20 protein-coding genes are annotated in these 21641 nt (G+C 67.9%); 4 read left to right on the top strand and 16 right to left on the bottom strand.

The features are described 5' to 3' along the window. Positions 1 to 5 precede the first annotated feature (5 nt). Together lepB and rplS are read right to left on the bottom strand one after the other, a co-directional pair. The gene (gene lepB, locus G6N46_RS07225; RefSeq protein ID WP_138248815.1) at positions 6 to 857 is read right to left on the bottom strand and encodes a signal peptidase I; all 852 of its coding nucleotides are present in this window, start codon (positions 855 to 857) and stop codon (positions 6 to 8) included. A 43-nt stretch (positions 858 to 900) separates the two neighbouring features. Then, a complete protein-coding gene (gene rplS, locus G6N46_RS07230; protein ID WP_020103768.1) occupies positions 901 to 1242 on the bottom strand; it encodes a 50S ribosomal protein L19 in 342 nt (113 codons plus the stop codon). A 316-nt stretch (positions 1243 to 1558) separates the two neighbouring features. On the opposite strand from rplS, the gene G6N46_RS07235 reads away from it, so the two are divergent. After that, the gene (locus G6N46_RS07235) at positions 1559 to 2479 is read left to right on the top strand and encodes a serine hydrolase (protein ID WP_138248814.1); all 921 of its coding nucleotides are present in this window, start codon (positions 1559 to 1561) and stop codon (positions 2477 to 2479) included. Positions 2480 to 2517: 38 nt separating this feature from the next. Here G6N46_RS07235 and trmD read toward each other — a convergent pair whose 3' ends face one another. From trmD to G6N46_RS07260, 5 genes are all read right to left on the bottom strand, one after another. After that, entirely contained in the window at positions 2518 to 3204 is a 687-nt protein-coding gene (gene trmD / locus G6N46_RS07240; RefSeq protein WP_064860429.1) for a tRNA (guanosine(37)-N1)-methyltransferase TrmD, read from the bottom strand. Positions 3205 to 3209: 5 nt separating this feature from the next. Next, positions 3210 to 3737 carry a ribosome maturation factor RimM gene (rimM, locus tag G6N46_RS07245; protein ID WP_061004195.1) on the bottom strand — a complete coding sequence of 176 codons (528 nt, stop codon included), beginning with the start codon at positions 3735 to 3737 and terminating at the stop codon, positions 3210 to 3212. 2 nt (positions 3738 to 3739) lie between these two features. Continuing rightward, the gene (locus G6N46_RS07250) at positions 3740 to 3982 is read right to left on the bottom strand and encodes an RNA-binding protein (protein WP_003881089.1); all 243 of its coding nucleotides are present in this window, start codon (positions 3980 to 3982) and stop codon (positions 3740 to 3742) included. Continuing rightward, on the bottom strand, positions 3979 to 4449 hold the full coding sequence (gene rpsP, locus G6N46_RS07255) for a 30S ribosomal protein S16 (protein WP_029105754.1): 471 nt from the start codon (positions 4447 to 4449) through the stop codon (positions 3979 to 3981). The genes G6N46_RS07250 and rpsP overlap by 4 nt, the downstream gene beginning before the upstream one ends. 173 nt (positions 4450 to 4622) lie before the next feature. Further along, positions 4623 to 5084: a nuclear transport factor 2 family protein gene (locus tag G6N46_RS07260; protein ID WP_138248813.1), complete on the bottom strand. Its 462-nt coding sequence runs from the start codon at positions 5082 to 5084 to the stop codon at positions 4623 to 4625. 36 nt (positions 5085 to 5120) lie between these two features. Between G6N46_RS07260 and G6N46_RS07265 the strand changes: the two genes are divergently transcribed. Beyond that, positions 5121 to 5999, top strand: a complete 879-nt coding sequence (locus G6N46_RS07265) for a D-alanyl-D-alanine carboxypeptidase family protein (RefSeq protein ID WP_064860431.1) — start codon at positions 5121 to 5123, stop codon at positions 5997 to 5999. Positions 6000 to 6072: 73 nt separating this feature from the next. After that, the gene (locus G6N46_RS07270) at positions 6073 to 6906 is read left to right on the top strand and encodes a D-alanyl-D-alanine carboxypeptidase family protein (protein ID WP_174814028.1); all 834 of its coding nucleotides are present in this window, start codon (positions 6073 to 6075) and stop codon (positions 6904 to 6906) included. A 1-nt stretch (position 6907) separates the two neighbouring features. Here G6N46_RS07270 and G6N46_RS07275 read toward each other — a convergent pair whose 3' ends face one another. Both G6N46_RS07275 and ffh read right to left on the bottom strand, forming a co-directional pair. Beyond that, complete coding sequence (locus G6N46_RS07275) at positions 6908 to 7975, bottom strand: amidohydrolase family protein (protein ID WP_064860433.1); 1068 nt, start codon at positions 7973 to 7975, stop codon at positions 6908 to 6910. Positions 7976 to 7980: 5 nt separating this feature from the next. Then, a complete protein-coding gene (gene ffh / locus G6N46_RS07280) occupies positions 7981 to 9558 on the bottom strand; it encodes a signal recognition particle protein (RefSeq protein ID WP_138248812.1) in 1578 nt (525 codons plus the stop codon). Positions 9559 to 9692: 134 nt separating this feature from the next. On the opposite strand from ffh, the gene G6N46_RS07285 reads away from it, so the two are divergent. Next, on the top strand, positions 9693 to 11138 hold the full coding sequence (locus G6N46_RS07285; RefSeq protein WP_138248811.1) for an FAD-dependent monooxygenase: 1446 nt from the start codon (positions 9693 to 9695) through the stop codon (positions 11136 to 11138). On the opposite strand, the gene G6N46_RS07290 is transcribed toward G6N46_RS07285, so the two are convergent. From G6N46_RS07290 to G6N46_RS07320, 7 genes are all read right to left on the bottom strand, one after another. Then, positions 11119 to 13617, bottom strand: coding sequence for a [protein-PII] uridylyltransferase (locus tag G6N46_RS07290; protein ID WP_174814029.1), 2499 nt, complete (start codon positions 13615 to 13617; stop codon positions 11119 to 11121). The two genes, G6N46_RS07285 and G6N46_RS07290, sit on opposite strands and share 20 nt — an antisense overlap. A gap of 17 nt (positions 13618 to 13634) precedes the next feature. Further along, on the bottom strand, positions 13635 to 13973 hold the full coding sequence (locus G6N46_RS07295; protein ID WP_138248809.1) for a P-II family nitrogen regulator: 339 nt from the start codon (positions 13971 to 13973) through the stop codon (positions 13635 to 13637). 60 nt (positions 13974 to 14033) lie between these two features. Further along, positions 14034 to 15353, bottom strand: coding sequence for an ammonium transporter (locus G6N46_RS07300; RefSeq protein ID WP_138248808.1), 1320 nt, complete (start codon positions 15351 to 15353; stop codon positions 14034 to 14036). Between the two features lie 575 nt (positions 15354 to 15928). Further along, positions 15929 to 17281, bottom strand: a complete 1353-nt coding sequence (gene ftsY / locus G6N46_RS07305; RefSeq protein ID WP_138248807.1) for a signal recognition particle-docking protein FtsY — start codon at positions 17279 to 17281, stop codon at positions 15929 to 15931. A gap of 12 nt (positions 17282 to 17293) precedes the next feature. Next, a complete protein-coding gene (smc, locus tag G6N46_RS07310) occupies positions 17294 to 20878 on the bottom strand; it encodes a chromosome segregation protein SMC (RefSeq protein WP_138248806.1) in 3585 nt (1194 codons plus the stop codon). Positions 20879 to 20929: 51 nt separating this feature from the next. Further along, positions 20930 to 21208: an acylphosphatase gene (locus G6N46_RS07315; RefSeq protein ID WP_138248805.1), complete on the bottom strand. Its 279-nt coding sequence runs from the start codon at positions 21206 to 21208 to the stop codon at positions 20930 to 20932. Beyond that, a complete protein-coding gene (locus tag G6N46_RS07320; protein ID WP_138248804.1) occupies positions 21205 to 21609 on the bottom strand; it encodes an OsmC family protein in 405 nt (134 codons plus the stop codon). The genes G6N46_RS07315 and G6N46_RS07320 overlap by 4 nt, the downstream gene beginning before the upstream one ends. Positions 21610 to 21641: the final 32 nt, after the last annotated feature.

A 21641-nucleotide genomic window follows, 5' to 3' on the forward strand; every position in this document is an offset into this window, starting at 1 on the left:
AAAACCTATTGTCCGGTCTGCGGATTGACCGTGACGACACCGCCCCAGCGCGACGGCGGCCAGGCGATGAAGCGGGCTTTGCCGATCACATTGGCGACGGGCACCGTGCCCGCGGTCGGGTCACCGGTGCACATCAGCGCGTTGATGGCGTCCGTCGGCGTGTTCGTGCAGTGCGCGCGTGAGTCGGCCGAGTGGGTGCGGTTGTCCCCCATCACCCAGAGCCGACCGTCCGGCACCTTCACGGGACCGAACTCGTTGCCCAGGCACGGGTCTGTCGCCGGGTCGACCATCATGGTCGCCGGGTCCAGGTACGGCTCCTTGAGCTTCTTGCCATCGACCGTCAGCCCCGTCGAGTTGCGGCACTGCACCGTCTGGCCACCCACCGCGATGACGCGTTTCACCAGATCGTTCTCATCGGGCGGCACGAAGCCGACGACCGAGAGGGCGTTCTGAATCCAGCGCATGGTCGGGTTGTCCGACCGGATCGACTTGTAGCTGATGTTCCAGTTCGGCGGCCCCTTGAAGACCACCACGTCACCCGGCTCCGGCGAGCTGAACCGGTAGGTCAGCTTGTCGACCATGATCCGGTCGCCGACGCAGCCGCTGCAGCCGTGCAGCGTGGGCTCCATGGACTCCGACGGAATCAGATACGGCCGCGCCACGAACGTCAGCACGAGGTAGTACAGCAGCACAGCGGTGACGACGAGGACGACGCCTTCGCGCAGCGCGGCCAGCTTCGACTTCGGCTTATCGTCGGCCTCTTCGGCCTTGGCGGCCGAGTCGGCGGTCGCTGTCGGGTCGGCGTCGTCCGTCGTCGGACTGTCCGGAGTGGTGCTGTCTTCGCTTGGGCCGGTCACGGCACCAGGCTAATCAGTTCGGCGGAAAGGTCGCCGAACAAGCTCAGCGCTTTTCCTTGATCTTGGCCTTCTTGCCACGGAGCTCGCGCAGGTAGTACAGCTTGGCGCGACGGACGTCACCGCGGGTGACGACGTCGATGTGGTCGATGTTCGGCGAGTGCACCGGGAAGGTCCGCTCGACGCCGACGCCGTAGCTCTCCTTGCGGACGGTGAAGGTCTCACCGATGCCGCCACCCTGACGACGGATCACGACGCCCTTGAACACCTGGATGCGGTGCTTGTTGCCCTCGATGACCTTGACGTGCACATTGAGGGTGTCGCCGGGGTTGAAGGCCGGGATGTCGTCGCGCAGCGACGCCTGGTCGACGAAGTCCAGCGTTTTCATCGGTGACACTTCCTTGCTAACTCGCGGGCTGCAGCCGCCGGACGCCATGCGGCGCGACGGAAAAGCCATTCTCTTTACGGACGTTGGTCGGATGCCGTAGCGGGCGGGGACACATCCAAAGCAGACGCCGACCCCGCGCCCAGCGCAGACAACTGCTCAATTGTGCCAGACAGCCGCCGGGTGACGAAATCGTGACCCCACCGGGCCCGGTGCAGTCGACATCACAGGCGGCACCGTCACAGACGTCACACCCAACACACATTTACCCGTTACGCTGATCAATCAGATTTTCATCCATCGTGATCCGAGGAGACCCATGCGCCCGCAGCAATTGAAGCTGCTGACCATCACCGCCGCTGCGGCAACGGTGATGCTCACGGCTGGTTGCGAGGCCAAGGTCTACGGGGCGGCGCCGCCGAACAAGATCGCGCTGACCGTCGTACCGGTCGTCACCGCCCTGGAGCTGCCGGAGGCTCCGGCCGCCGAGCCCGCCGCGGCCCTGACGGGCCTCGATGCCCGCGAACGGACCGCCACCAGTGATGCCGCGGCAGCCGGCGCGTCGATCAGCACCGCGGTTCTCGACCGCAACACCGGTCAGCTGATCGCCACCGGCAACACGTCCACCCTGCCCATCGCGTCGGTGGCCAAGTTGTTCATCGCCGACGACCTGCTGCTGCAGGAGGCGAAGGGCCAGATCGAGCTCACCGCGGCCGACCGTCAGTCGCTGGACACCATGCTCCGCTCGTCGGACGACTCCGCGGCCGAGATCTTCTGGAATCGCAGTGGCGGCAACAGCGTCGTCACCCGTGTCGCGGCGCGGTACGGGCTGACCTCGACGTCGGTGCCGTACGACGGCAAGTGGTGGAACACCATGAGCACCACGACCGACCTGGTGCGCTACTACGACAAGCTGCTGAACGGTTCCGGCGGCCTCCCGCCGGAGCGAGCCAGCATCATCCTGGCCAACCTGGCCGCGTCGACGCCCACCGGCGCCGACGGCTACCCGCAGCGCTTCGGCATCCCGGACGGCCTGTACGGCGAACCGGTTGCGGTGAAGCAGGGCTGGATGCCCGAGTGGGGCGGCAACAACTGGATGCACATGTCCACCGGCGTGATCGGCGCCGACCGGCGCTATGTGATGGCGATCGGCGCGCTGCAACCCACCGATGACGCCACGGCCCGCGCCACGATCACGGGCGCCGTCAAGACGATGTTCCCGGGCGGGCGAATCAGCTAGTTCGTCAGTCGGGGCGAGCGAAGCGACGGGGAAGCGGTCTAGCGCAACAGATCAGGTCTTCTTTCCCGCGTGCGCTGCAGCCCCTGTTCGCGACGCCAGGCGGCAACCTTGGCGTGGTCACCCGACAGCAGTACCGGGGGCACCTCGAGGTCCCGCCACACCGGCGGCCGGGTGTAGCTCGGCCCCTCCAGCACTCCCCCGACGTGCGCCGAATGCGAATCATCTTGGTGCGACACCGGATTGCCCAGGACATCGGGCAACAGCCGCACCACGGCCTCGATCATCACGAGAGCCGCGGACTCGCCACCGGGCAGCACATAGTCACCGATCGATACCTCTTCGACCCGCATCCGCCGGGCGGCGTCGTCGGCGACCCGCTGGTCGATGCCCTCGTAACGGCCACAGGCGAACACCAGGTGCTGTTCTTCGGTCCACCGGTGTGCGTGTTCCTGCGTGAACAACCGGCCGGCCGGCGTCGGAACCACCAAAACCGTTTCCGGAGTGCAGATTTCGTCGAGGGCAGCACCCCAGATCGGCGCCTTCATCACCATGCCGGGCCCGCCGCCGTACGGCGAATCGTCGACCGACTTGTGGACGTCATGCGTCCAGTTCCGCAGGTCGTGCACGCCGAGTTGGACGGTGCCGTTGGCAATGGCCTTGCCCGGCAAAGACTGCTGCAGGGCGTCGAGATACGCCGGGAAGATGGTGACGACGTCGATCCGCATGGATGTCAGTCCATCTCGAGCAGGCCGTCGGGCGGATCGATCTCCACCAGACCGTCGGCCAGCGACACCGTCGGCACCATCTGGGTGACGAACGGCACCAGCACCTCGGCGCCGGATTCCGTTCGGATGGACAGCAATTCACCGCCCGGGGTGTGCAACACCTCGGTCACCACACCCACGTCGACGCCGTCGACGGTGCGGACCTTGAGGCCCTCGAGTTGGTGATCGTAGAACTCGTCGGGTTCTTCGATGGGCGGCAGGCTCGCGGAATCCACGAGAAACAGCGTGCCGCGCAACGCATCTGCCGCATTGCGATCGGCCACGCCTTCGAGGCGGACCAACAACCGGCCGCCGTGCTCGCGCATCGATTCGACGACGAAGGTGCGTTCAGGACCGGGATTTCGGGCTCCCGGCTTGCCACGCAGCGATGATCCCGGCGAGAAACGCTCGCCGGGATCATCGGTACGTACTTCGACGACTACCTCGCCGCTGATGCCGTGCGCCTTGACGACGCGGCCGACCACGAGGTCCATATTTACTGGTCGGTGTCCACCACGTCGACGCGGATGCCCCGGCCGCCGATGCCGGCGACCAGCGTCCGCAGCGCGGTGGCCGTGCGGCCGCCGCGCCCGATGACCTTGCCCAGGTCATCGGGGTGCACGTGCACCTCGACGGTACGACCGCGGCGGCTGGTCACCATGTCGACCCGGACATCATCCGGGTTGTCGACGATCCCGCGGACCAGGTGCTCTACGGCGTCGACGACGACGCTGCTCATTCGGCGGGCGCTTCGGCCTCGGCCTCAGTGGCCTCGGCAGCCTCGGTCTCGGCAGCAGCCTCAGCCGCCTCTTCCTTCTTGTCCTTGCGCTTCTTCAGCGTGACGGCCTCGCCACCGGGGGCGGCGTCGGCGTTGGCCAGCGCGGCGTTGAACAGGTCCAGCTTGGACGGCTTGGGCTCCTTGACCTTCAGGGTGCCCTCGGCGCCCGGCAGGCCCTTGAACTTCTGCCAGTCACCGGTGATCTTCAGCAGGGCGGCGACCGGCTCGGTCGGCTGTGCGCCGACGCCCAACCAGTACTGCGCGCGCTCCGAATCGATCTCGATCAGGCTCGGCTCTTCCTTCGGGTGGTACCGGCCGATGACCTCGATGGCGCGGCCGTCGCGGCGGGTGCGCGCGTCGGCGACGATGATGCGGTACTGGGGGTTGCGGATCTTGCCAAGCCGGGTGAGCTTGATCTTGACAGCCATGTTCTGCACTTCTCCTGATGATTGCCACGCTGCAATTCAGCGACTCAGGCGGATTGCCCGGTCCGGTCTTGCCTCACGTGTGTGACCGCCGCGCGGCGCATTGAACGAGTCGCGGACAGACAGCCGACCATTCTGCCAGAGCAGCCACGACCGCCCCAAATCCCGAGGACGCGTCAAACCACCCGGTCGAAGCACTTGGTCTCGACGCGGCGGGTCATGCGCCAGCCCTCGGCGGTACGGACGAACTCGTCCTCGTACCAGAGGCCGCAGAACAGCACCTGGGGCTGCGCGTCGGCTTCCGCCGAGCCTTGCCCCGTCGCTTCGCTCGCCCCGGTGGGCAACACCATGGGGTTGAAGCAGATGGTGCGCGATTTCGCCGTGTCACCGGTGATGGTGACGTCGAAGTTGCCGAGCATGTGCGCATAGGCCGGGAAATTCGGCAGCACCTGCGCCAGCCATTCCTTGACCTCGGGGAAATGCCCGTCGATGCCGCCCATCGCGCGGTAGTCGATGTACGCGTCAGGCGTGAAAACCTTTGCCAGATCATCGAATTGGCGGGTATCGATGGCCGTCGAGTACGCGACCAACAGCTGTTGGATTTCCAGACGGTCCGAGATCTCTTCCAGACTCAGCATGCTCCGATTGAACACCACCAGTAGGCTGCTGGCTCCATGGGAAGGTTCGCAACCGCCGTCATGGCGACCCTGACGCTCGTGTTCCTCGTCGCGCCGCCGGTTGCGGCCGCTGACCCCGACATCCAGCCGGTCGGCACCGTACAGATCCCGGCGGGGCCGGCCCCCGCCTGGATCGTCGCCGACATGGACTCGGGCCAGATCCTCGCCGGCCAGGACATCGACCTGCGGCATCCGCCCGCCAGCACCATCAAGACACTGCTGGCGCTGACCGCGCTCAGTGAACTGCCGAGCCTGGACGCGACCGTGGCCGGCACCGTCGCCGACACCCAGGTGGAGTGCAACTGCGCCGGCATCGTCCCCGGCCACGTCTACACCGCGCGCCAGCTGCTGGACGCGGTGCTGCTCGCCTCGGGCAACGACGCGGCCAACGCCCTGGCCGACATGATCGGCGGCTACGACGTCGCCGTCGCCAAGATGAACGCCAAGGCCGCCGCGATCGGCGCCGTCGACACCCACGCCGCCACCCCGTCGGGCCTCGACGGCGCGGGCGGTTCGGGCTGGACGACGCCGCGGGACCTGGCCATCATCTTCCGCGCCGCGATGGCCAACCCGTACTTCGCGCAGATCACCGCGCAGCCCGCCGCGACGTTCCCAGGCAAGAACGGCAACGAGCAGATCGTCAACGAGAACCAGCTGCTGCAGCGGTACCCCGGCACCATCGGCGGCAAGACCGGATTCACCAACGCCGCCAAGAAGACGTACGTGGCTGCCGCCGACCGCGGCGGACGCCGTCTGGTCATCGCGATGATGTACGGCATGGTGCACGAGGGCGGACCGACCTACTGGGACCAGGCCTCCCAGTTGCTGGATTGGGGCTTCGCGCAGGACCGCTCCGTCAGCGTCGGCTCGCTCTAACCGCAGCAACCGATACCCGACCGGAATCTCGGCGCGAGCTGATCGCAGCCTGGAATCCGTAGCGTCGGCGCTCGTGCGCAAACTGTTCACGGCGACCGCGCTGACCCTCGGCGCATTACTGGTGACGCCGATCGCAACACCCCTCGCGGCGGCCGAACCCACCGGGCAACCCACGGGCGCGCAGGCATTTGCCAACGGCCCGGCCAAGGCCTGGCTGGTCGCCGACCTCGACACCGGCCAGGTGCTGGCGTCGCAGGATCCCGGCGGGTCGTACGCGCCGGCCAGCACCATCAAGCCGTTGCTGGCCATGGTCGTACTGGACAACCTGCGCCCGGACGCCCTGGGACGGGCCAATGAGTCGCACACCAAGGTCGAGTGTTCGTGCGTCGGGCTCAAGCCCGGCCAGGTCTATTCCGTGCGCCAGCTCCTCGATGCCCTGCTCATGGTGTCGGGTAATGACGCCGCGAACATGCTGGCGGACATGCTCGGCGGACAGCGCGTCACGGTGGCCGCCATGAATCGCAAGGCCGCGGCGCTCGGTGCCCGCAGCACCCGCGCCGGCTCACCGTCCGGGCTCGACGGCCCCGGCTGGGAATCGATCACCACCCCGCGCGATCTCGGGGTGATCTACCGGACGGCGCTGACCTACCCCGTGATCGCCGAGATCTTCCGGCAGACGTCCGCGCAGTTTCCCGGCAAGACCCTCACCAGTCAGAACGAGTTGCTGACCGGTTACCCGGGCGATTTCGCCGGCAAGACCGGCTACACGGATCGGGCGCGCAAGACCTATGTCGGTGCGGCGCAACGCGGCAACCACCGGCTGGTCGTGGTGCAGATGTACGGCACCGGCGATCTCTACCCCCAGGCGCGGCAGCTGCTGGACTGGGGTTTCAGCCAATACACGTGAGTCAGTAGACGTTCCCGCGCAGGATCACCAACGCGGGGTGGTCGAGCACGCCCGGCAGCCGCGGGTCCTCGGCATAGCAGACGAGATCAGCCGAGGCACCGTGCTCCAATGCCGGACGCCCCAACCACTTTCGCGCGTCCCAGCTCGCCGCCCCCAATGCGTCGGTCGGGCTCAGGCCCACCCGGCCGAGGGCGGCTACCTCGTCGGCGATGCGGCCGTGGGCGATCATGCCGCCGGCATCGGTGCCCGCGTAGATGGGAACCCCGGCCTCGTGGGCGGCACCGACCCGCTGTGGGCACGTCGCGTACAGATCGCGCATGTGCTTGGCGTAGGCCGGGAACTTGGCCGCCTTGTCCGCGATCCCGGGGAAATTCTCGATGTTGATCAGCGTCGGCACCAGCGCGGTGCCGTTCGCGAGCATCAGCTCGATGATGTCGTCGGTGATCCCGGTGCCGTGCTCGATGCAGTCGATGCCGGCGTTGATCAGCCCCGGCAGCGCGTCCTCGCCGAACACGTGCGCCGTGACCCGGGCGCCGTTGGCGTGGGCGGCGTCGATGGCCTCTTTGAGGACGTCGTCGGACCACAGCGGCGCCAGGTCACCCACGCCCCGGTCGATCCAGTCGCCGACCAGCTTGACCCAGCCGTCACCGCGACGGGCCTGTTCGGCGACGTACTGCGGCAGCTGCGACTCGTCCTCGACGTCGATGGGCAGCCCGGGCAGGTAGCGCTTGGGCCGTGCCAGGTGCCGACCCGCCCGGATGATCCGCGGGAGGTCGTCACGGTCGTCGAAGCTGCGGGTGTCGACGGGCGATCCGGCGTCGCGCAGGAGCAGCGCACCGGCCTGCCGCTCGGTCTCGGCTTGCCGCTCGGCCTCGTCGGGTTCGACGGCGCCACCCGGCCCGATGCCCACGTGACAGTGCGCGTCGACCAGGCCGGGGATGATCCAGCCACCGTCGAAGATGGTGTCGGCGTTGGCGATCGGCTCGGCCGACAGCACTCCGCCGTGTATCCACCACTGCACCTCGTCGCCGTCGGGCAACCCGCGACCACGAATGTGCAGCGCCCGCACGACGGCTACTTCTTCGGGAACTTCAGCTGTGACAGATCGAAGTCGGCAAGGCCCGGCGGCAACTCGTTGAGCCCCTGCGGCATGTTCGACAGGTCCGGGAAACCACCCGGCAGCGCGCTCGGGTCGAGACCGAACGGGTTGGCGGCCGCCTTCGGCGCCGTGGGTCCCCGTCCGCCCTTGCGGCCCTTGCCCGCCTGCTTGTTCTTGCCCTTCGCTGCCTTACGAGAGTTCTTGCGGCCGAACGGCATTCCCATCTGGCCGGCCATCTGCGACATCATCTTGCGGGCCTCGAAGAAGCGGTCGACCAGCTGGTTGACCTCGGCCACGGTGACACCGGAGCCGTTCGCGATACGCAGCCGCCGCGAGGCGTTGATGATCTTGGGATCGGACCGCTCGGCGGGGGTCATGCCGCGGATGATGGCCTGAATGCGGTCCAGGTGGCTGTCGTCGACGGCTGCCAGAGCGTCCTTCATCTGACCGGCACCGGGCAGCATGCCCAGCAGGTTCCCGATGGGACCCATCTTGCGGATCATCAGCATCTGCTCGAGGAAGTCCTCGAGCGTCAGTTCGCCGGAGCCGATCTTGGCGGCGGCCTCTTCGGCCTTCTTCTGGTCGAAGACCTGCTCGGCCTGCTCGATCAGGGTGAGGACGTCGCCCATGCCCAGGATGCGCGACGCCATGCGGTCCGGGTGGAAGACGTCGAAGTCTTCGAGCTTCTCACCGGCGGAGGCGAACAGGATCGGCGCGCCGGTGACCTCGCGGACGGACAGCGCCGCACCACCGCGGGCGTCGCCGTCCAGCTTGGTCAGCACGACACCGGTGAAGCCGACGCCCTCGCGGAAGGCGTTGGCGGTGGTCACGGCGTCCTGACCGATCATCGCGTCGAGGACGAACAGCGTCTCGTCGGGCTTGACGGCGTCGCGGATCGCGGCGGCCTGGGCCATCAGTTCTTCGTCGATACCTAGGCGGCCGGCGGTGTCGACGATCACGACGTCGAAGTGCTTGGCCTTGGCCTCGGCCAAGCCCGCGGCGGCGACCGATACCGGGTCACCGGTGGTCATCTGGTCGATGGTCACGCCGTCGGGTGAGACTCCCGGATGCGGCGCGAAGACGTTGACGCCCGCCCGCTCACCGACGATCTGCAGCTGGTTGACCGCGCCCGGGCGCTGCAGGTCACACGCCACCAGCAGCGGCGTATGCCCTTGCTCCTTGAGCCATTTCGACAGCTTGCCGGCGAGGGTGGTCTTACCCGAACCTTGCAGACCGGCCAGCATGATGACCGTCGGCGGCGTCTTGGCGAACGCCAGCTGGCGCGTCTCACCACCGAGGATGCCGATGAGCTCCTCGTTGACGATCTTGACGACCTGCTGCGCCGGGTTGAGCGCACCGGAGACCTCGGCGCCCTTGGCACGGTCCTTGATCCGGCCGATGAACTCGCGCGTGACCGGCAGCGACACGTCGGCCTCGAGCAGGGCCAGGCGGATTTCGCGGGCGGTGGCGTCGATATCGGCGTCGGTCAGCCGGCCCTTGCCGCGCAGACCCGACAGCGCACCGGTCAACCGGTCGGACAGGGATTCAAACACGGGGTTAAGCCTAACCGCAGCGCCTGCCGCCGGTACTTCGGCACCACCGTCCCCTTGACACGGCAACACCCGCGCCCGCAGTATTTCATCGCGCGATGAATTCATTGCCTGATGAATTAAATGAGGAGCCTGAGATGACCACCTTGAACAGCACGGACGTCGTCGTTGTCGGCGCCGGTCCGACGGGCCTGACGTTGGCGTGCGAACTGGCCATGCGCGGCGTCGCGGTTCAGTTGCTCGAACGACGCCGCGACATCCCGAACATCACCCGGGCTTTCGGCGTGCACGCGCGGACGCTGGAACTGCTGGACGCCCGCGGTCTGGCCGACGAACTCGTGCAGCGCGGGCTCCCGGTCCAGACCGTGAGCCCGGTCCCGGGCGCCGCGATCAACCTGCAGGATCTGCCCACCCGCTACCCCATGGTGCTGATGGCACCGCAAAGCCTGACCGAACGGGTGCTGACCGCACGCGCCATCGAGCTCGGTGTCGAAATCCGCTACGGCGCAGAGGTTGCCGGCCTGACGCAGGACAGCGACGGCGTCACCGTGCTACTCGCGGACCAGAGCACGGTCCGGGCCGGTTACCTCGTCGGCTGCGACGGTGCGCACAGCGCCGTGCGCACGATGGTGGGGATCGGGTTCGCCGGCAAGCAGTACCAGACGCACATCCTGCTGGCCGATGTGCAGCTGGCGAACCCGCCGGCCGACGGACTGGCCGCCGCGACCAGTCCCGACGGCGTCGTGCTGCTGGTCCCGTTCGGCGACGGCTGGTTCCGCGCCATCGCGTGGGACCGGACCCGGGAGGACGTACCACTCAGCGAGCCGGTGCCACTTTCAGAGATCAGGGAGTCCCTGCGCCGGATCGCGAAGACCGACTTCGGCATGGGCGAGATGCGCTGGAGCACCCGGTTCCTGTCCGAGCGGCGCCAGGCCGACCGCTATCGCGTCGGGCGCTGCTTCATCGCCGGGGACGCGGCCCACGTGCACTCGCCTCTTGGCGCGCAAGGCATGAACACCGGAATCCAGGACGCGATGAACCTGGGCTGGAAGCTGGCGTCGGCAGTCAAGGGCACCGCACCGGCCTGGCTCCTGGACAGCTACCAGCGCGAACGCCATGCCGTCGGCGCAAAGGTGCTCAAGCTCACCGATGCGTTCAATCAACTGGTGCTGGGACGCAGCCTGCCGCGGCGACTGTTGCGGCGCATCGCGATCACCACCCTGTTGAGCACCGGACCGACCAGGCGCGCCATGGGAGGCCGCCTCAGCGGAATCGCCATCGGCTATCCGCGCAAGCGCGGCGATCACCGATTGGTCGGGCAACGGATGCCCGACGCCGCGTGCGGGGGCACCCGGGTCTACGAACTCCTGCGAGACGGCCGCTTCCTACTGCTGACCAAGAGCGGCCTGATACTCGACCGCACGGACATCAACTGCGCCGTCACGGACGATGACCAATTGCCGCCCGCCGTGCTGATCCGGCCCGACGGCTATGTCGCGTGGGCCGGCGAGGCAGCCGAGGTCCGTGCCGCCGTCCGGAACTGGTGCGGCAGCGCCGAACTCGCTAACTCACCTCAGCAGTGATCACCGCGGGCTTGGCCGGCACGGGCGCAGGCAACACCGCGTACAGATCCTGTTCGAACGCGGCCCGGGCCTCGGCGGCCGTGAAGTCGTCCGGAACCACCAGTCCGAATGCGTCGACGACGGTGGCGCCCAGCGTGGTCACCTTCGCCCAGGCGATGTCCACGCTCTTGCGCTCGATCACAGCGGCCAGGCGAGCGAGCAGGCCCGGCCGGTCGGCGCTGCGGATCTGTACGACCAACTCATCGTCGGAGGACCCTTCGAACCACCGCACGCGGGGTGGCGCGATCGCGTGGTAGCCGGGCACCGCTGCGGGAATCTCGCCGGCCCGCCGGGTCGGGGCCGGAGTGTCCTCGTCCCGCTGCTCGAGCGCGGCGATCACGTCGAGATCGCCGTCGAGCGCCAGGATGAACTGTTGACGCAGCAGTTCGGCGGCCGGCGGCGAGCCGAAGTGCGGCGAGACCACGAATGTGTTGATCGCCAGCCCTTCGTGGCTGTTGACCGACGCCGAATGCACCCGCAGCGAGTGCAGGGCCAGTACCCCGGCAGCCTTCGACAGCAGACCGCGGCGGTCCGGGGCGAGCATCGTGACGTTGAACAGGTGCGCACTGTCCCCCGCCGTGAGCTCCACATGGACACCGCTCTGGTCGGCACGCGAAAGCAGTTGCGGATCAATGGGATCAGGATGCGGCAGGTCCTCCCCCGCCATCATCATCCGGCACCGCCGCACCAGATCGCCGATCAGCGAGGCCTTCCAATCGCCCCACACACCGGGGCCCGTGGCGAGCGAATCCGCCTCGGCCAGCGCGTGCAGCAGCTCCAGCAGTTGCCCGTCGCCGCCCAGTGCGTCGACCACCGCGGCGATGGTGTTGGGGTCCTGCAGGTCCCTACGGGTCGCCGTCTCCGGCAGCAGCAGGTGGTAGCGCACCATCTTGACCAGCACCTCGATATCGGCCGGCCACAGGCCCAGCCGGATGCCGATCTGATTGGCCAGTTCGGCGCCGATCACACTGTGGTCGCCGCCCCGGCCCTTGCCGATGTCGTGCAGCAGCGCACCCAGCACCAGCAGGTCAGGCCGGTCCACGCGGGTGGTGAAAGCGCTTGCCCGGGAGACGGTTTCGATCAGATGCCGGTCGACGGTCCAGATGTGCACGACGTCGCGTGGCGGCAGGTCACGGATCGCGCCCCACTCGGGGAACAGCCGGCCCCACAGCCCGGTCCGGTCGAGGGCCTCCACGGTGGACACCGCGCCCGGCCCCGCCGCCAGCATCACCAGCAGGTCGTTGAGTGCTTCCTTCGGCCACGGTGCCCGCAATTCGGGCGCTGACTCGGCGAGCCGCGCCAACGTCGAGGCCGCGATGGGCAGGCCGTTGGTGGCCGCCGCGGCGGCCACGCGCAGGATCAGGCCGGGGTCGCGCTGCGGCTTGGCGTCGCGGGCCAGGATGACCTCGCCACCGAACTCGAGTACGCCCTCGTCCAGTGGTCGCCGGACGGGTCGTTTGAGTGCCGCAAAGCCTCTGCGCGGCAAGGCATTCCCCGCGGTACGCACGCCGGCGTCCACGTAGAAGCTGATGGTGCGGGCGGCATCGCTGATCATGCGCGCCAGGTCGAAGCGGTCACCGATACCCAGTGCGGCGCCGACCTCGTCGGCGTACTGGGCCAGCACCATCTCGCGGCCCTTGTGCGAGACGCGATGGAGCTCGGTGCGAACGTTGAGCAGCGCCAAGTGGGCGTCGCCCAGGGTGCCGATGGGTGAAGCCACGGAACGACTCGGGTAGACGTCCGCCAACTGCGCCATGGCCAGCGCGTTGAGCAGCTGCACGTCCCGCAGGCCGCCGCGGCCGTTCTTGAGATCCGGCTCCGCGCGGTGCGCGATCTGACCGGAACGTTCCCACCGCGCCGCGGCGTGTTCGATCAATTCGGTGAAGCGGGACGTGATCCCGGTCCGCCACTGCCGCCTGGCGCCGCCGACCAACAGCGACGACAGATCCGAATCGCCCGCGATGTGCCGGGCGTCGAGCATGGCCAGCCCGGCAGAGACGTCGCCGGCTGCGGTCTTGAGCGCCTGCGGCACCGTCCGGACACTGTGGTCGAGGTGAATGTTGGCGTCCCACAACGGGTACCACAGTGCCTCGGCGACCTCGGTGACGTCGGCCTGCGGCAGGTCGTCGTGCAACAGCATCAAATCCAGGTCCGAGTACGGCAGCATCTCTCGCCGTCCGAGACCGCCGGTGGCCACGATGGAGAACCCACTGGTCTCGGTGATGCCGATCTCGGTTGCCTTTGCGGCAAGCCAGAATTCGTACAGATCGACCAGCGCCTCGCGCAACGCCACCGAATCGAGGCGGCGCGCGCCGCCGGTGAGCAACTGCTCGACAGCAGCGCTCAGGTCGCTCGCCGGACGGGTTGATCCCGCTGCCGAAGCAGACGAAACCGAAGTATCGTCGGCTCCGGCAGCGGAATCTGGTGTCTGCATTGTCATCTGGTGGTCAGCCGACGTCAGATGGCGTCGCTGCCCCGCTCACCCGTACGGACGCGGACCACGGTCTCGACAGAGGTGACCCACACCTTGCCGTCACCGATCTTGCCGGTCCGCGCAGCCTGCACGATGACATCCATGACCTTGTCGACCGACGCGTCGTCGACGATGACCTCGACCCGGACCTTGGGCACGAAGTCCACCGAGTACTCGGCACCGCGGTAGACCTCGGTGTGGCCCTTCTGGCGCCCGTAGCCCTGCACCTCGCTGACGGTCATCCCGAGGATGCCCATCTGCTCCAGACCGGTTTTGACGTCTTCGAGCGTGAACGGCTTGACGATCGCCGTGATCAACTTCATTTGATCAATTCCTTCCAAATAACCGCGGTACTCGTGGATGTCACCGTAAATCCTTCCCGATCACGCGAATTCATAAGCGGTTTCCGCGTGTTCGGCCTCGTCGATACCGTTGGCCTCGTCCTCGCGGTCGAGGCGCAAGCCGATGGTGTACTTGACGATCAAGGCCAAGATAGCGGTAACGATCGCTGAGTAGCCAAGCACCGCGAACGCGCCGACGGCCTGACGCCACAGCTGGTCGAACCCACCGCCGTAGAACAGACCCGCGACAGCGGCCGGAGCCTCCTTGGTGGCCACCAGGCCGACCATCAGGGTGCCGAACAGACCACCGACCAGGTGCACGCCCACCACGTCGAGCGCGTCGTCGAAGCCCAGCTTGAACTTCAGGCCGACCGCCAGCGCGCAGACCACACCGGCGCCCGCGCCGATCGCCAGCGCACCGATGACATTGACCGACGAGCAGGACGGAGTGATGGCCACCAGGCCGGCCACGATGCCCGACGCCGCGCCGAGGGAGGTGGCGTGACCGTCACGAATCTTTTCCGTCAGCAGCCAGAACAGCATCGCGGCGGCGGTAGCCACGGTGGTGGTGATGAACGTCGACGCGGCGACACCGTCAGAGGTCAGTGCCGAGCCGGCGTTGAAGCCGTACCAACCGAACCACAGCAGACCGGCGCCCAGCATGACGAACGGCAGGTTGTGCGGCCGCATCGGAGTGGTGGGCCAGCCCGAGCGCTTGCCCAGGATGATGGCCAGCACCAGGCCCGCGGTACCGGAGTTGATGTGCACCGCGGTACCACCGGCGAAGTCGATTGCCTTGAGCTGGTTGGCGATCCAGCCACCGTGCGTGGCCGTGATGCCGTCGAAGGCGAACACCCAGTGCGCGACCGGGAAGTAGACGAAAGTGGCCCACAGGCCGGCGAACAGCAGCCAGCCGCCGAACTTGAGGCGGTCGGCGACCGCACCCGAGATCAGGGCGACGGTGATGATGGCGAACATCAACTGGAACGCCACGAACACCAGCTGCGGAATGGTCCCGGCGAGCGGAATCTGTACCGCCGCAGTGGTTCCCGCGGGCAGGTGCGCAACGAGCGAGTTGCCGCCGATCAGGCCCTTCAGTCCCCAGTACTGCGTGGGATCCCCGACGAAGCTCCACTTGTCGTTGCCGAACGCCATCGAGTAGCCGTACAGCACCCACAACACCGTGACGACACCCATGGCGCTGATGCTCATCATGATCATGTTGAGCACGCCCTTACGGCGCACCATGCCGCCGTAGAAGAACGCCAGACCCGGTGTCATCAACAGCACGAGCGCTGAACTCACCAGCATCCATGCGGTATCACCGGTGTCCGGCGTGCCCAAGATAGGGAATCCATCCACTGGCCGCTTCCTCCTTAACCCATGTCACAGGCAGATGCCGATGACCTAGGCCAGAACTTTGCGCATCGGTTGTTTCGCCGACGGCGCGCGGGCGTTTCGCGTATGTGAACGGATCGACCAGTTACGTTTCGGCGCGGTTAAAGAGTTTGTTCGGCCTGGTCATCTGCTCCGTGAGCAGTCGCTTCTGTGCGAAAACACGGGCGTCTGAGTGAGGCGGTCCCTGGTGCGGCACGGTGCGGGGTTCCTACGCCGAGTGTGGCGGTTATCGCGACGATCCGCGGCGTGTCGCTTCACCGAGCCCCGCACTCGGCGTAGCAGCCGGGCCGAGGTGACCGACAGATTCCCCGCGTGGGCGCCGAGTCGGTTGATTCAATGGCGAGGGCGAGAAACCCGGATAACGCTGACCGTGAGCGCAGGCTCAACGACGGCCGAATTTCATTGTGCATCCTGGCCGTTCGGTGCTCGCAAAAGCGCAGCCGCAGCGCACAGTCAATGACCACCGTGCGTTGACCGTGCGCCGCGGCAGGAAAAGATCGAGTAGCGAGCAGCGTAGACGCACGGTCAAATGCTGCGATTCACCCCAGGAGGGCGTCGACGAAGGCGGCGGGCTCGAACGGCGCCAGATCGTCCGGCCCCTCGCCGAGGCCGACGAGCTTGACCGGCACGCCGAGCTCCTGCTGCACCCGGAACACGATGCCGCCCTTCGCAGTGCCGTCGAGCTTGGTCAGCACCACGCCGGTGATGTCCACGACCTCGGCGAAGACCCGGGCCTGCGGCAGGCTGTTCTGGCCGATGGTGGCGTCGAGCACCAGCAGCACCTCGTCGACCTTCGCGCGCTTCTCGACGACGCGCTTGACCTTGCCCAGCTCGTCCATCAGACCGGTCTTGGTGTGCAGCCGGCCCGCCGTGTCCACCACGACGACGTCAGCGCCCGCTGCGATGCCCGTGTCGACGGCGTCGAACGCCACGGAAGCCGGGTCCGCGCCCTCGGGGCCACGCACGGTGTCGGCACCGACGCGAGCGCCCCAGCTCTGCAACTGATCGGCCGCGGCGGCGCGGAAGGTGTCGGCCGCGCCGAGCACTACGCGACGGCCATCAGCGACCAGCACTCGGGCCAGCTTGCCGACGGTGGTGGTCTTGCCGGCGCCGTTGACGCCGACGACCAACAGCACAGACGGCTTGTCGGCGTGCGGCAGCGCCTTGATGGACCGGTCCAGATCGGTCCGCAGCTCCTTGATCAGCACCTCACGCACCACGGCGCGGACGTCGGCCTCGGTGCGCACATTGGCCTCGGCCATGCGGCTGCGCAGCGCGGTGACGATCGATTCGGTGGCGACAGGCCCCAGGTCGGCGATCAGCAGGGTGTCTTCGATGGACTCCCAGGAGTCCTCGTCGAGGTCGCCGCCACCCAGCAGGCCCAGCATGCTTCGGCCCAGCGTGGTCTGCGACTTGGCCAGGCGGCCACGCAGGCGCTCCAGCCGGCCCGCGGTCGGCGCGATCTCGTCGCGCGGGGCAACCTCGAGCTCAGGCTCCGGTTCGGGCTCGGGCTCTGCCTCTGGTTCGGGCGCAGCGGTCGGCTCCGGCTCAGCAACGACTTCCGGCCGCTCGGTGACCACATCCGGCTCTGCCACGACCTCCGGCGCTGCCAGCTCCGGCTCGGGCAGCTGAACATCGGCGATGGTGCGCTTGCGCGAATCCCGCGGAATCTCGGCGTCGTCCCCGACGGTCGGCAGTTTCTCTGCGGTGTCCGAACTACTGAACGTGATGCCTGAGGACGCCGTGTAGCCGCCGGAACGGTCCAGCTCCGGAGTCTCCTCCGGCGCGGACAGCGAAATCCTGCTGCGCCGGTAGCGGACGAATCCGACCACCAGAGCGGTGACAACGAGAACAGCGACGATCGCTATCGCGATCCAGAGACCTTCCGACACGCGAACATTGTGTCAGGTGCTGGAGACCAACTCCTGGCCGCGCATGCGCTGCGAGATGACCTGCGTGATGCCGTCGCCCTGCATGGTGACGCCGTACAGCGCGTCGGCGACCTCCATGGTCGGCTTCTGGTGCGTGATGACGATCAGCTGCGACTTCTCCCGCAGCTGCTCGAACAGACTGATCAGGCGGCGCAGGTTCACGTCGTCCAGCGCGGCCTCGACCTCGTCCATGACGTAGAAGGGTGACGGCCGGGCCCGGAAGATCGCCACCAGCATGGCCACCGCGGTCAGCGACTTCTCACCGCCCGACAGCAGCGACAACCGCTTGACCTTCTTGCCCGGTGGCCGGGCCTCGACCTCGATGCCGGTGGTGAGCATGTCGCCGGGGTTGGTCAGCAGCAGCCGGCCCTCGCCACCGGGGAACAGCGTCGAGAACACCTGGGTGAACTCCTGCTCCACGTCGGCGTAGGCCTCTGTGAACACGCGCAGGATGCGCTCATCGACGTCGGCGATGACGTCCATCAGGTCCTTACGGGCACCCTTGACATCCTCCAGCTGCGTCGACAGGAAGTTGTAGCGCTCCTCGAGCGCGGCGAACTCCTCCAGCGCCAAGGGATTCACCCGGCCGAGCTCGGCCAGTTCCTTCTCGGCCTTCTTCGCGCGGCGCTCCTGCGTGGGCCGGTCGAATGCCATTGGCGTGGGCGCGCTGACCTGTTCGCCGCGTTCCTTGGCCTGCTCGTACTCGGCCATCTCGAGTTCGGTCGGTGGCAGCGGCACGTCCGGTCCGTATTCGGCTACCAGGTCCGCGACCGCCATACCGAACTGCTCCAGCGCCTGCTGCTCGAGTTGCTCGATACGAAGGGCCGCTTGGGCTTTCGCGACCTCGTCGCGGTGCAACGCCTCGGTCAACGCCGCGGCGCGGGCACTGAGTTCGGATACTTCCGCCCTGACCCGCGTCAACCCCTCGGAGCGCTGAGCGCGCTCGGTGGCCAGCGTGTCGCGCTTGCGTGCCGCGAGAGCCACTGTGGCAGCCAGCTTTTCGGCCACCAGCCGACCGGAGTCGGCGACGGCGGCCGCGACCTTCGCCGCGTTCTCCCGGGCCTCGCGGGCGCGTGCCGCCCGTACCCGGGCCTCACGCTCGGCGGCCGCGGCCCGGCGCAGTGAATCTGCCCGTCCGCGAACGGCATTCGCACGTTCCTCAGCGGTACGCACCGCGAGCCGGGCCTCGACCTCGACGGCACGCGCCTCTTCGGCGGCTGCCGTCGTCTCGGAGCGGTCGACGAATTCGACGTCGAACATCGGCTCCTGTTGCGCGTTGTGGAACCGGTCTTCGAGCTCGGCCAGCTCGGCCAAGGTCCGGCTGCGGCCGGCTTCCAGCTCGTCGCGCTGGGCCATCAGCTGCTGCCATTCGGCATCGGCGGTCCGGGCCTCCTGACCCAACCGCGCCAACTGCTCGTAGACGGACGAGATGGTGGCATCGGATTCGTGCAGCGCGGCCAGCGCGTGTTCGACAGCGTCGCGCCGCGCCGACTGTTCGGCCAGCGCACCCGCCAACGCGGCACCGAATTCACTGGTCTGGCGCTCGGCGTCGATCAGCGCGGTACGGGCCTTCTCGATCTCCGAGGTGATCTCCAGAGCACTCGGCTTGCGATCAGACCCACCGCTCACCCAGCCGGCGCCGACCAGATCGCCGTCCGCCGTCACCGCACGCAGCTCCGGACGTGCGGCCACCAGCTCCAGCGCCGCGGGCAGATCAGCGACCACTGCGACCCGCGCCAGCATGGCGTGCATCGCGCCCGAGAGCCGGTCGGGCACGTCGACCAGGTCCAGCGCCCACTGCGCAGCGGACGGCAAATCCCCACGCGGCGAAGAGGATTCAACCGGCCAGTCGCCGAGCACAATGGCCGCCCGGCCACCGTCGCCCTTTTTGAGCGCGTCCACCGCGGCGCGTGCGGCATCGAAACTCTCGGCCGCCAGCGCGTCGGCGGCGGCGCCCAGCACCGCCGCGATCGCCGCTTCATGGCCGGGCTGCACCCGCACCAGTTCGGCCACCGAGCCGAAAAGCCCTGAGCCATCGTGGTTTTTCTGCAGCCACGCCGACCCGTCTTTGAGGTCGAGGGTCACCGAAAGGGCGTCGATGCGGGCTCGAAGGGATGCGACCTGCTTCTCGACGGCACGCTCGGCCGCCTGCAGCTCGTCGACGCGCTCGTCGGCCTGACGCATCGCCGCGATGGTCCGATCGTGATGCTCGTCGAGCCCGTACTCGCCGGCATCCAGCTCACCGACCTTGCTCTGCACGAGTTCGAACTCGGCTTTCGCCTGCTCGACCCGAGCGGCTGCCTCCTCGATGCTGCCGGTCAGCCGGACGGCGCCCTCGTCGATCGATTCGATGCGGGTCCGCATGGTGTCGACCTGTCCGGACAACCGCGCGAGTCCTTCGCGCCGGTCCGCTTCGGCACGGGCCGCGGCCATCTGGGCGCGTTCGGCGTCGGCCGCCGCACGTTCGCATTCGGCGAGCGCGCCGCGGGCGGCCTCGAGCCGGGTCCGCGATTCGGCGAGTTCGGCGAGCAGCTGTTCCTCGTGCTCGGCGACGGCGTCGGCCTCGGCGTCCAGCGCGTCCGGGTCGGGCCCGGTCGACACTTCCGGGTCAGAGTCCAGCAGGTTCGTGCGTTCGGTGGCGATCCGCACCGTGGCACTGACTCGCTCGGCGAGCGCGGACAACCGGAACCAGGTCTGTTGCGCTGCCTCCGCGCGGCCGGACAGGCCCGATACCGCCGCTTCGTGGCCGGCAAGTTCGGCCGATGCGGCTTCGAGGCGCTCGGCCACCTCTCCGTGCTCACGCCGCAGCGCGGTCTCGGTTTGATTGGTGTCGTCGAATTCGGCCTGCCGAGTCACCAGGTCATCGGCGGCCAGGCGCAGCCGGGCGTCCCGCAGATCGGCCTGGATGGTCTGCGCGCGGCGCGCCATCTCGGCCTGCCGGCCCAGTGGCTTGAGCTGACGGCGCAGTTCGGTGGTCAGGTCGGTCAGGCGGGCCAGGTTGGCCTGCATGGCGTCGAGCTTGCGGACCGCCTTTTCCTTGCGCCGGCGGTGCTTGAGCACCCCGGCGGCCTCCTCGATGAAGGCGCGACGGTCCTCGGGCCGCGATTCCAGGATTTCCGACAGCTTGCCCTGGCCGACGATGACGTGCATCTCGCGGCCGATGCCGGAGTCGGACAGCAGTTCCTGCACATCCATCAACCGGCAGCTGCTGCCGTTGATCTCGTACTCGCTGGCGCCGTCCCGGAACACGCGGCGGGTGATCGACACCTCGGAGTACTCGATCGGCAGGGCGTTGTCCGAGTTGTCGATGGTCAGCGTCACCTCGGCCCGGCCCAGCGGGGCCCGTGACGAGGTGCCGGCGAAGATGACGTCTTCCATCTTGCCGCCGCGCAGGGTCTTGGCGCCCTGCTCGCCCATCACCCAGGTCAGGGCGTCGACGACATTCGATTTGCCCGAACCGTTCGGCCCCACCACGCACGTGATACCGGGTTCGAAGCGAAGAGTCGTCGGCGACGCGAAGGACTTGAAGCCCTTCAGCGTCAGACTCTTCAGATGCATGGGGTGAAACCCTACCGTCGCGCCGGTTAAATGCCGGGGACCCCTGGGCTTCTAACGCTCAGAAAAACCGTCGATCGGGTCACCTGCGACGGCCCAGTCGTCGACGACGGTCGTCACCGTGCCCGGGGTGGTGCCGCTGCGCAGGAGTGCCAGCAGCTGCTCGCAGTCGGCGCGCGGGCCCTGCGCCACGACGTGCACCCGGCCGTCCGGCTTGTTACTGGCGTAACCGGTGAGGCCCAACTCCAGTGCCCTGGCCCGGGTCCACCACCGGAACCCGACACCCTGGACCTGGCCGTGCACCCAGGCCGACAGCCGGACCGCCTCCGTCACTCGGCGAACCCGAAGGTGACCTCGGTGCCCGCCTTCAGCGTGCGGCCCACCGTGCAGACCTTGTCGATGGCTCGCTCGACGACGATCTTGAGTCGCTTGATCTCGTCCTCGGACAGACTCGAGAGGTCCAACTCCATCGACTCCTGCAGCAGCGGGTAGACCTCGTTCTCACGGTCCGGCGGCCCCGACACCCGGATGGTGGTCTGGTAATCGTCGCCGAGTCGGCTACGCAGCGGCGCATCGCTGCTCATGCCGCTGCAGGCCGCCAACGCGATCTTGAGCAATTCCCCCGGGGTGAAGACGCCCTCGACGTCCTCGGACCCGACGAGGACCTCGGCCCCTCGCGAGCTGTGCCCGGTGTAGCGGCGCACCCCGGTCCGTTCGACCCACAGTTCCGTCATGGCACATTTGTACCGCGCCGCCGCTCAATGTC

Source organism: Mycolicibacterium phocaicum, from assembly GCF_010731115.1.
Lineage (GTDB): Bacteria > Actinomycetota > Actinomycetes > Mycobacteriales > Mycobacteriaceae > Mycobacterium > Mycobacterium phocaicum.

What these genes read in the sequence shown, in the direction of transcription:
- rplS (WP_020103768.1), bottom strand. Translation starts at nt 1,242, where the DNA reads ATGAAAACGCTGGACTTCGTCGACCAGGCGTCGCTGCGCGACGACATC.
- G6N46_RS07235 (WP_138248814.1), top strand. Translation starts at nt 1,559, where the DNA reads ATGCGCCCGCAGCAATTGAAGCTGCTGACCATCACCGCCGCTGCGGCA.
- trmD (WP_064860429.1), bottom strand. Translation starts at nt 3,204, where the DNA reads ATGCGGATCGACGTCGTCACCATCTTCCCGGCGTATCTCGACGCCCTG.
- rimM (WP_061004195.1), bottom strand. Translation starts at nt 3,737, where the DNA reads ATGGACCTCGTGGTCGGCCGCGTCGTCAAGGCGCACGGCATCAGCGGC.
- G6N46_RS07250 (WP_003881089.1), bottom strand. Translation starts at nt 3,982, where the DNA reads ATGAGCAGCGTCGTCGTCGACGCCGTAGAGCACCTGGTCCGCGGGATC.
- rpsP (WP_029105754.1), bottom strand. Translation starts at nt 4,449, where the DNA reads ATGGCTGTCAAGATCAAGCTCACCCGGCTTGGCAAGATCCGCAACCCC.
- G6N46_RS07260 (WP_138248813.1), bottom strand. Translation starts at nt 5,084, where the DNA reads ATGCTGAGTCTGGAAGAGATCTCGGACCGTCTGGAAATCCAACAGCTG.
- G6N46_RS07265 (WP_064860431.1), top strand. Translation starts at nt 5,121, where the DNA reads ATGGGAAGGTTCGCAACCGCCGTCATGGCGACCCTGACGCTCGTGTTC.
- G6N46_RS07285 (WP_138248811.1), top strand. Translation starts at nt 9,693, where the DNA reads ATGACCACCTTGAACAGCACGGACGTCGTCGTTGTCGGCGCCGGTCCG.
- G6N46_RS07290 (WP_174814029.1), bottom strand. Translation starts at nt 13,617, where the DNA reads ATGACAATGCAGACACCAGATTCCGCTGCCGGAGCCGACGATACTTCG.
- G6N46_RS07295 (WP_138248809.1), bottom strand. Translation starts at nt 13,973, where the DNA reads ATGAAGTTGATCACGGCGATCGTCAAGCCGTTCACGCTCGAAGACGTC.
- smc (WP_138248806.1), bottom strand. Translation starts at nt 20,878, where the DNA reads ATGCATCTGAAGAGTCTGACGCTGAAGGGCTTCAAGTCCTTCGCGTCG.
- G6N46_RS07320 (WP_138248804.1), bottom strand. Translation starts at nt 21,609, where the DNA reads ATGACGGAACTGTGGGTCGAACGGACCGGGGTGCGCCGCTACACCGGG.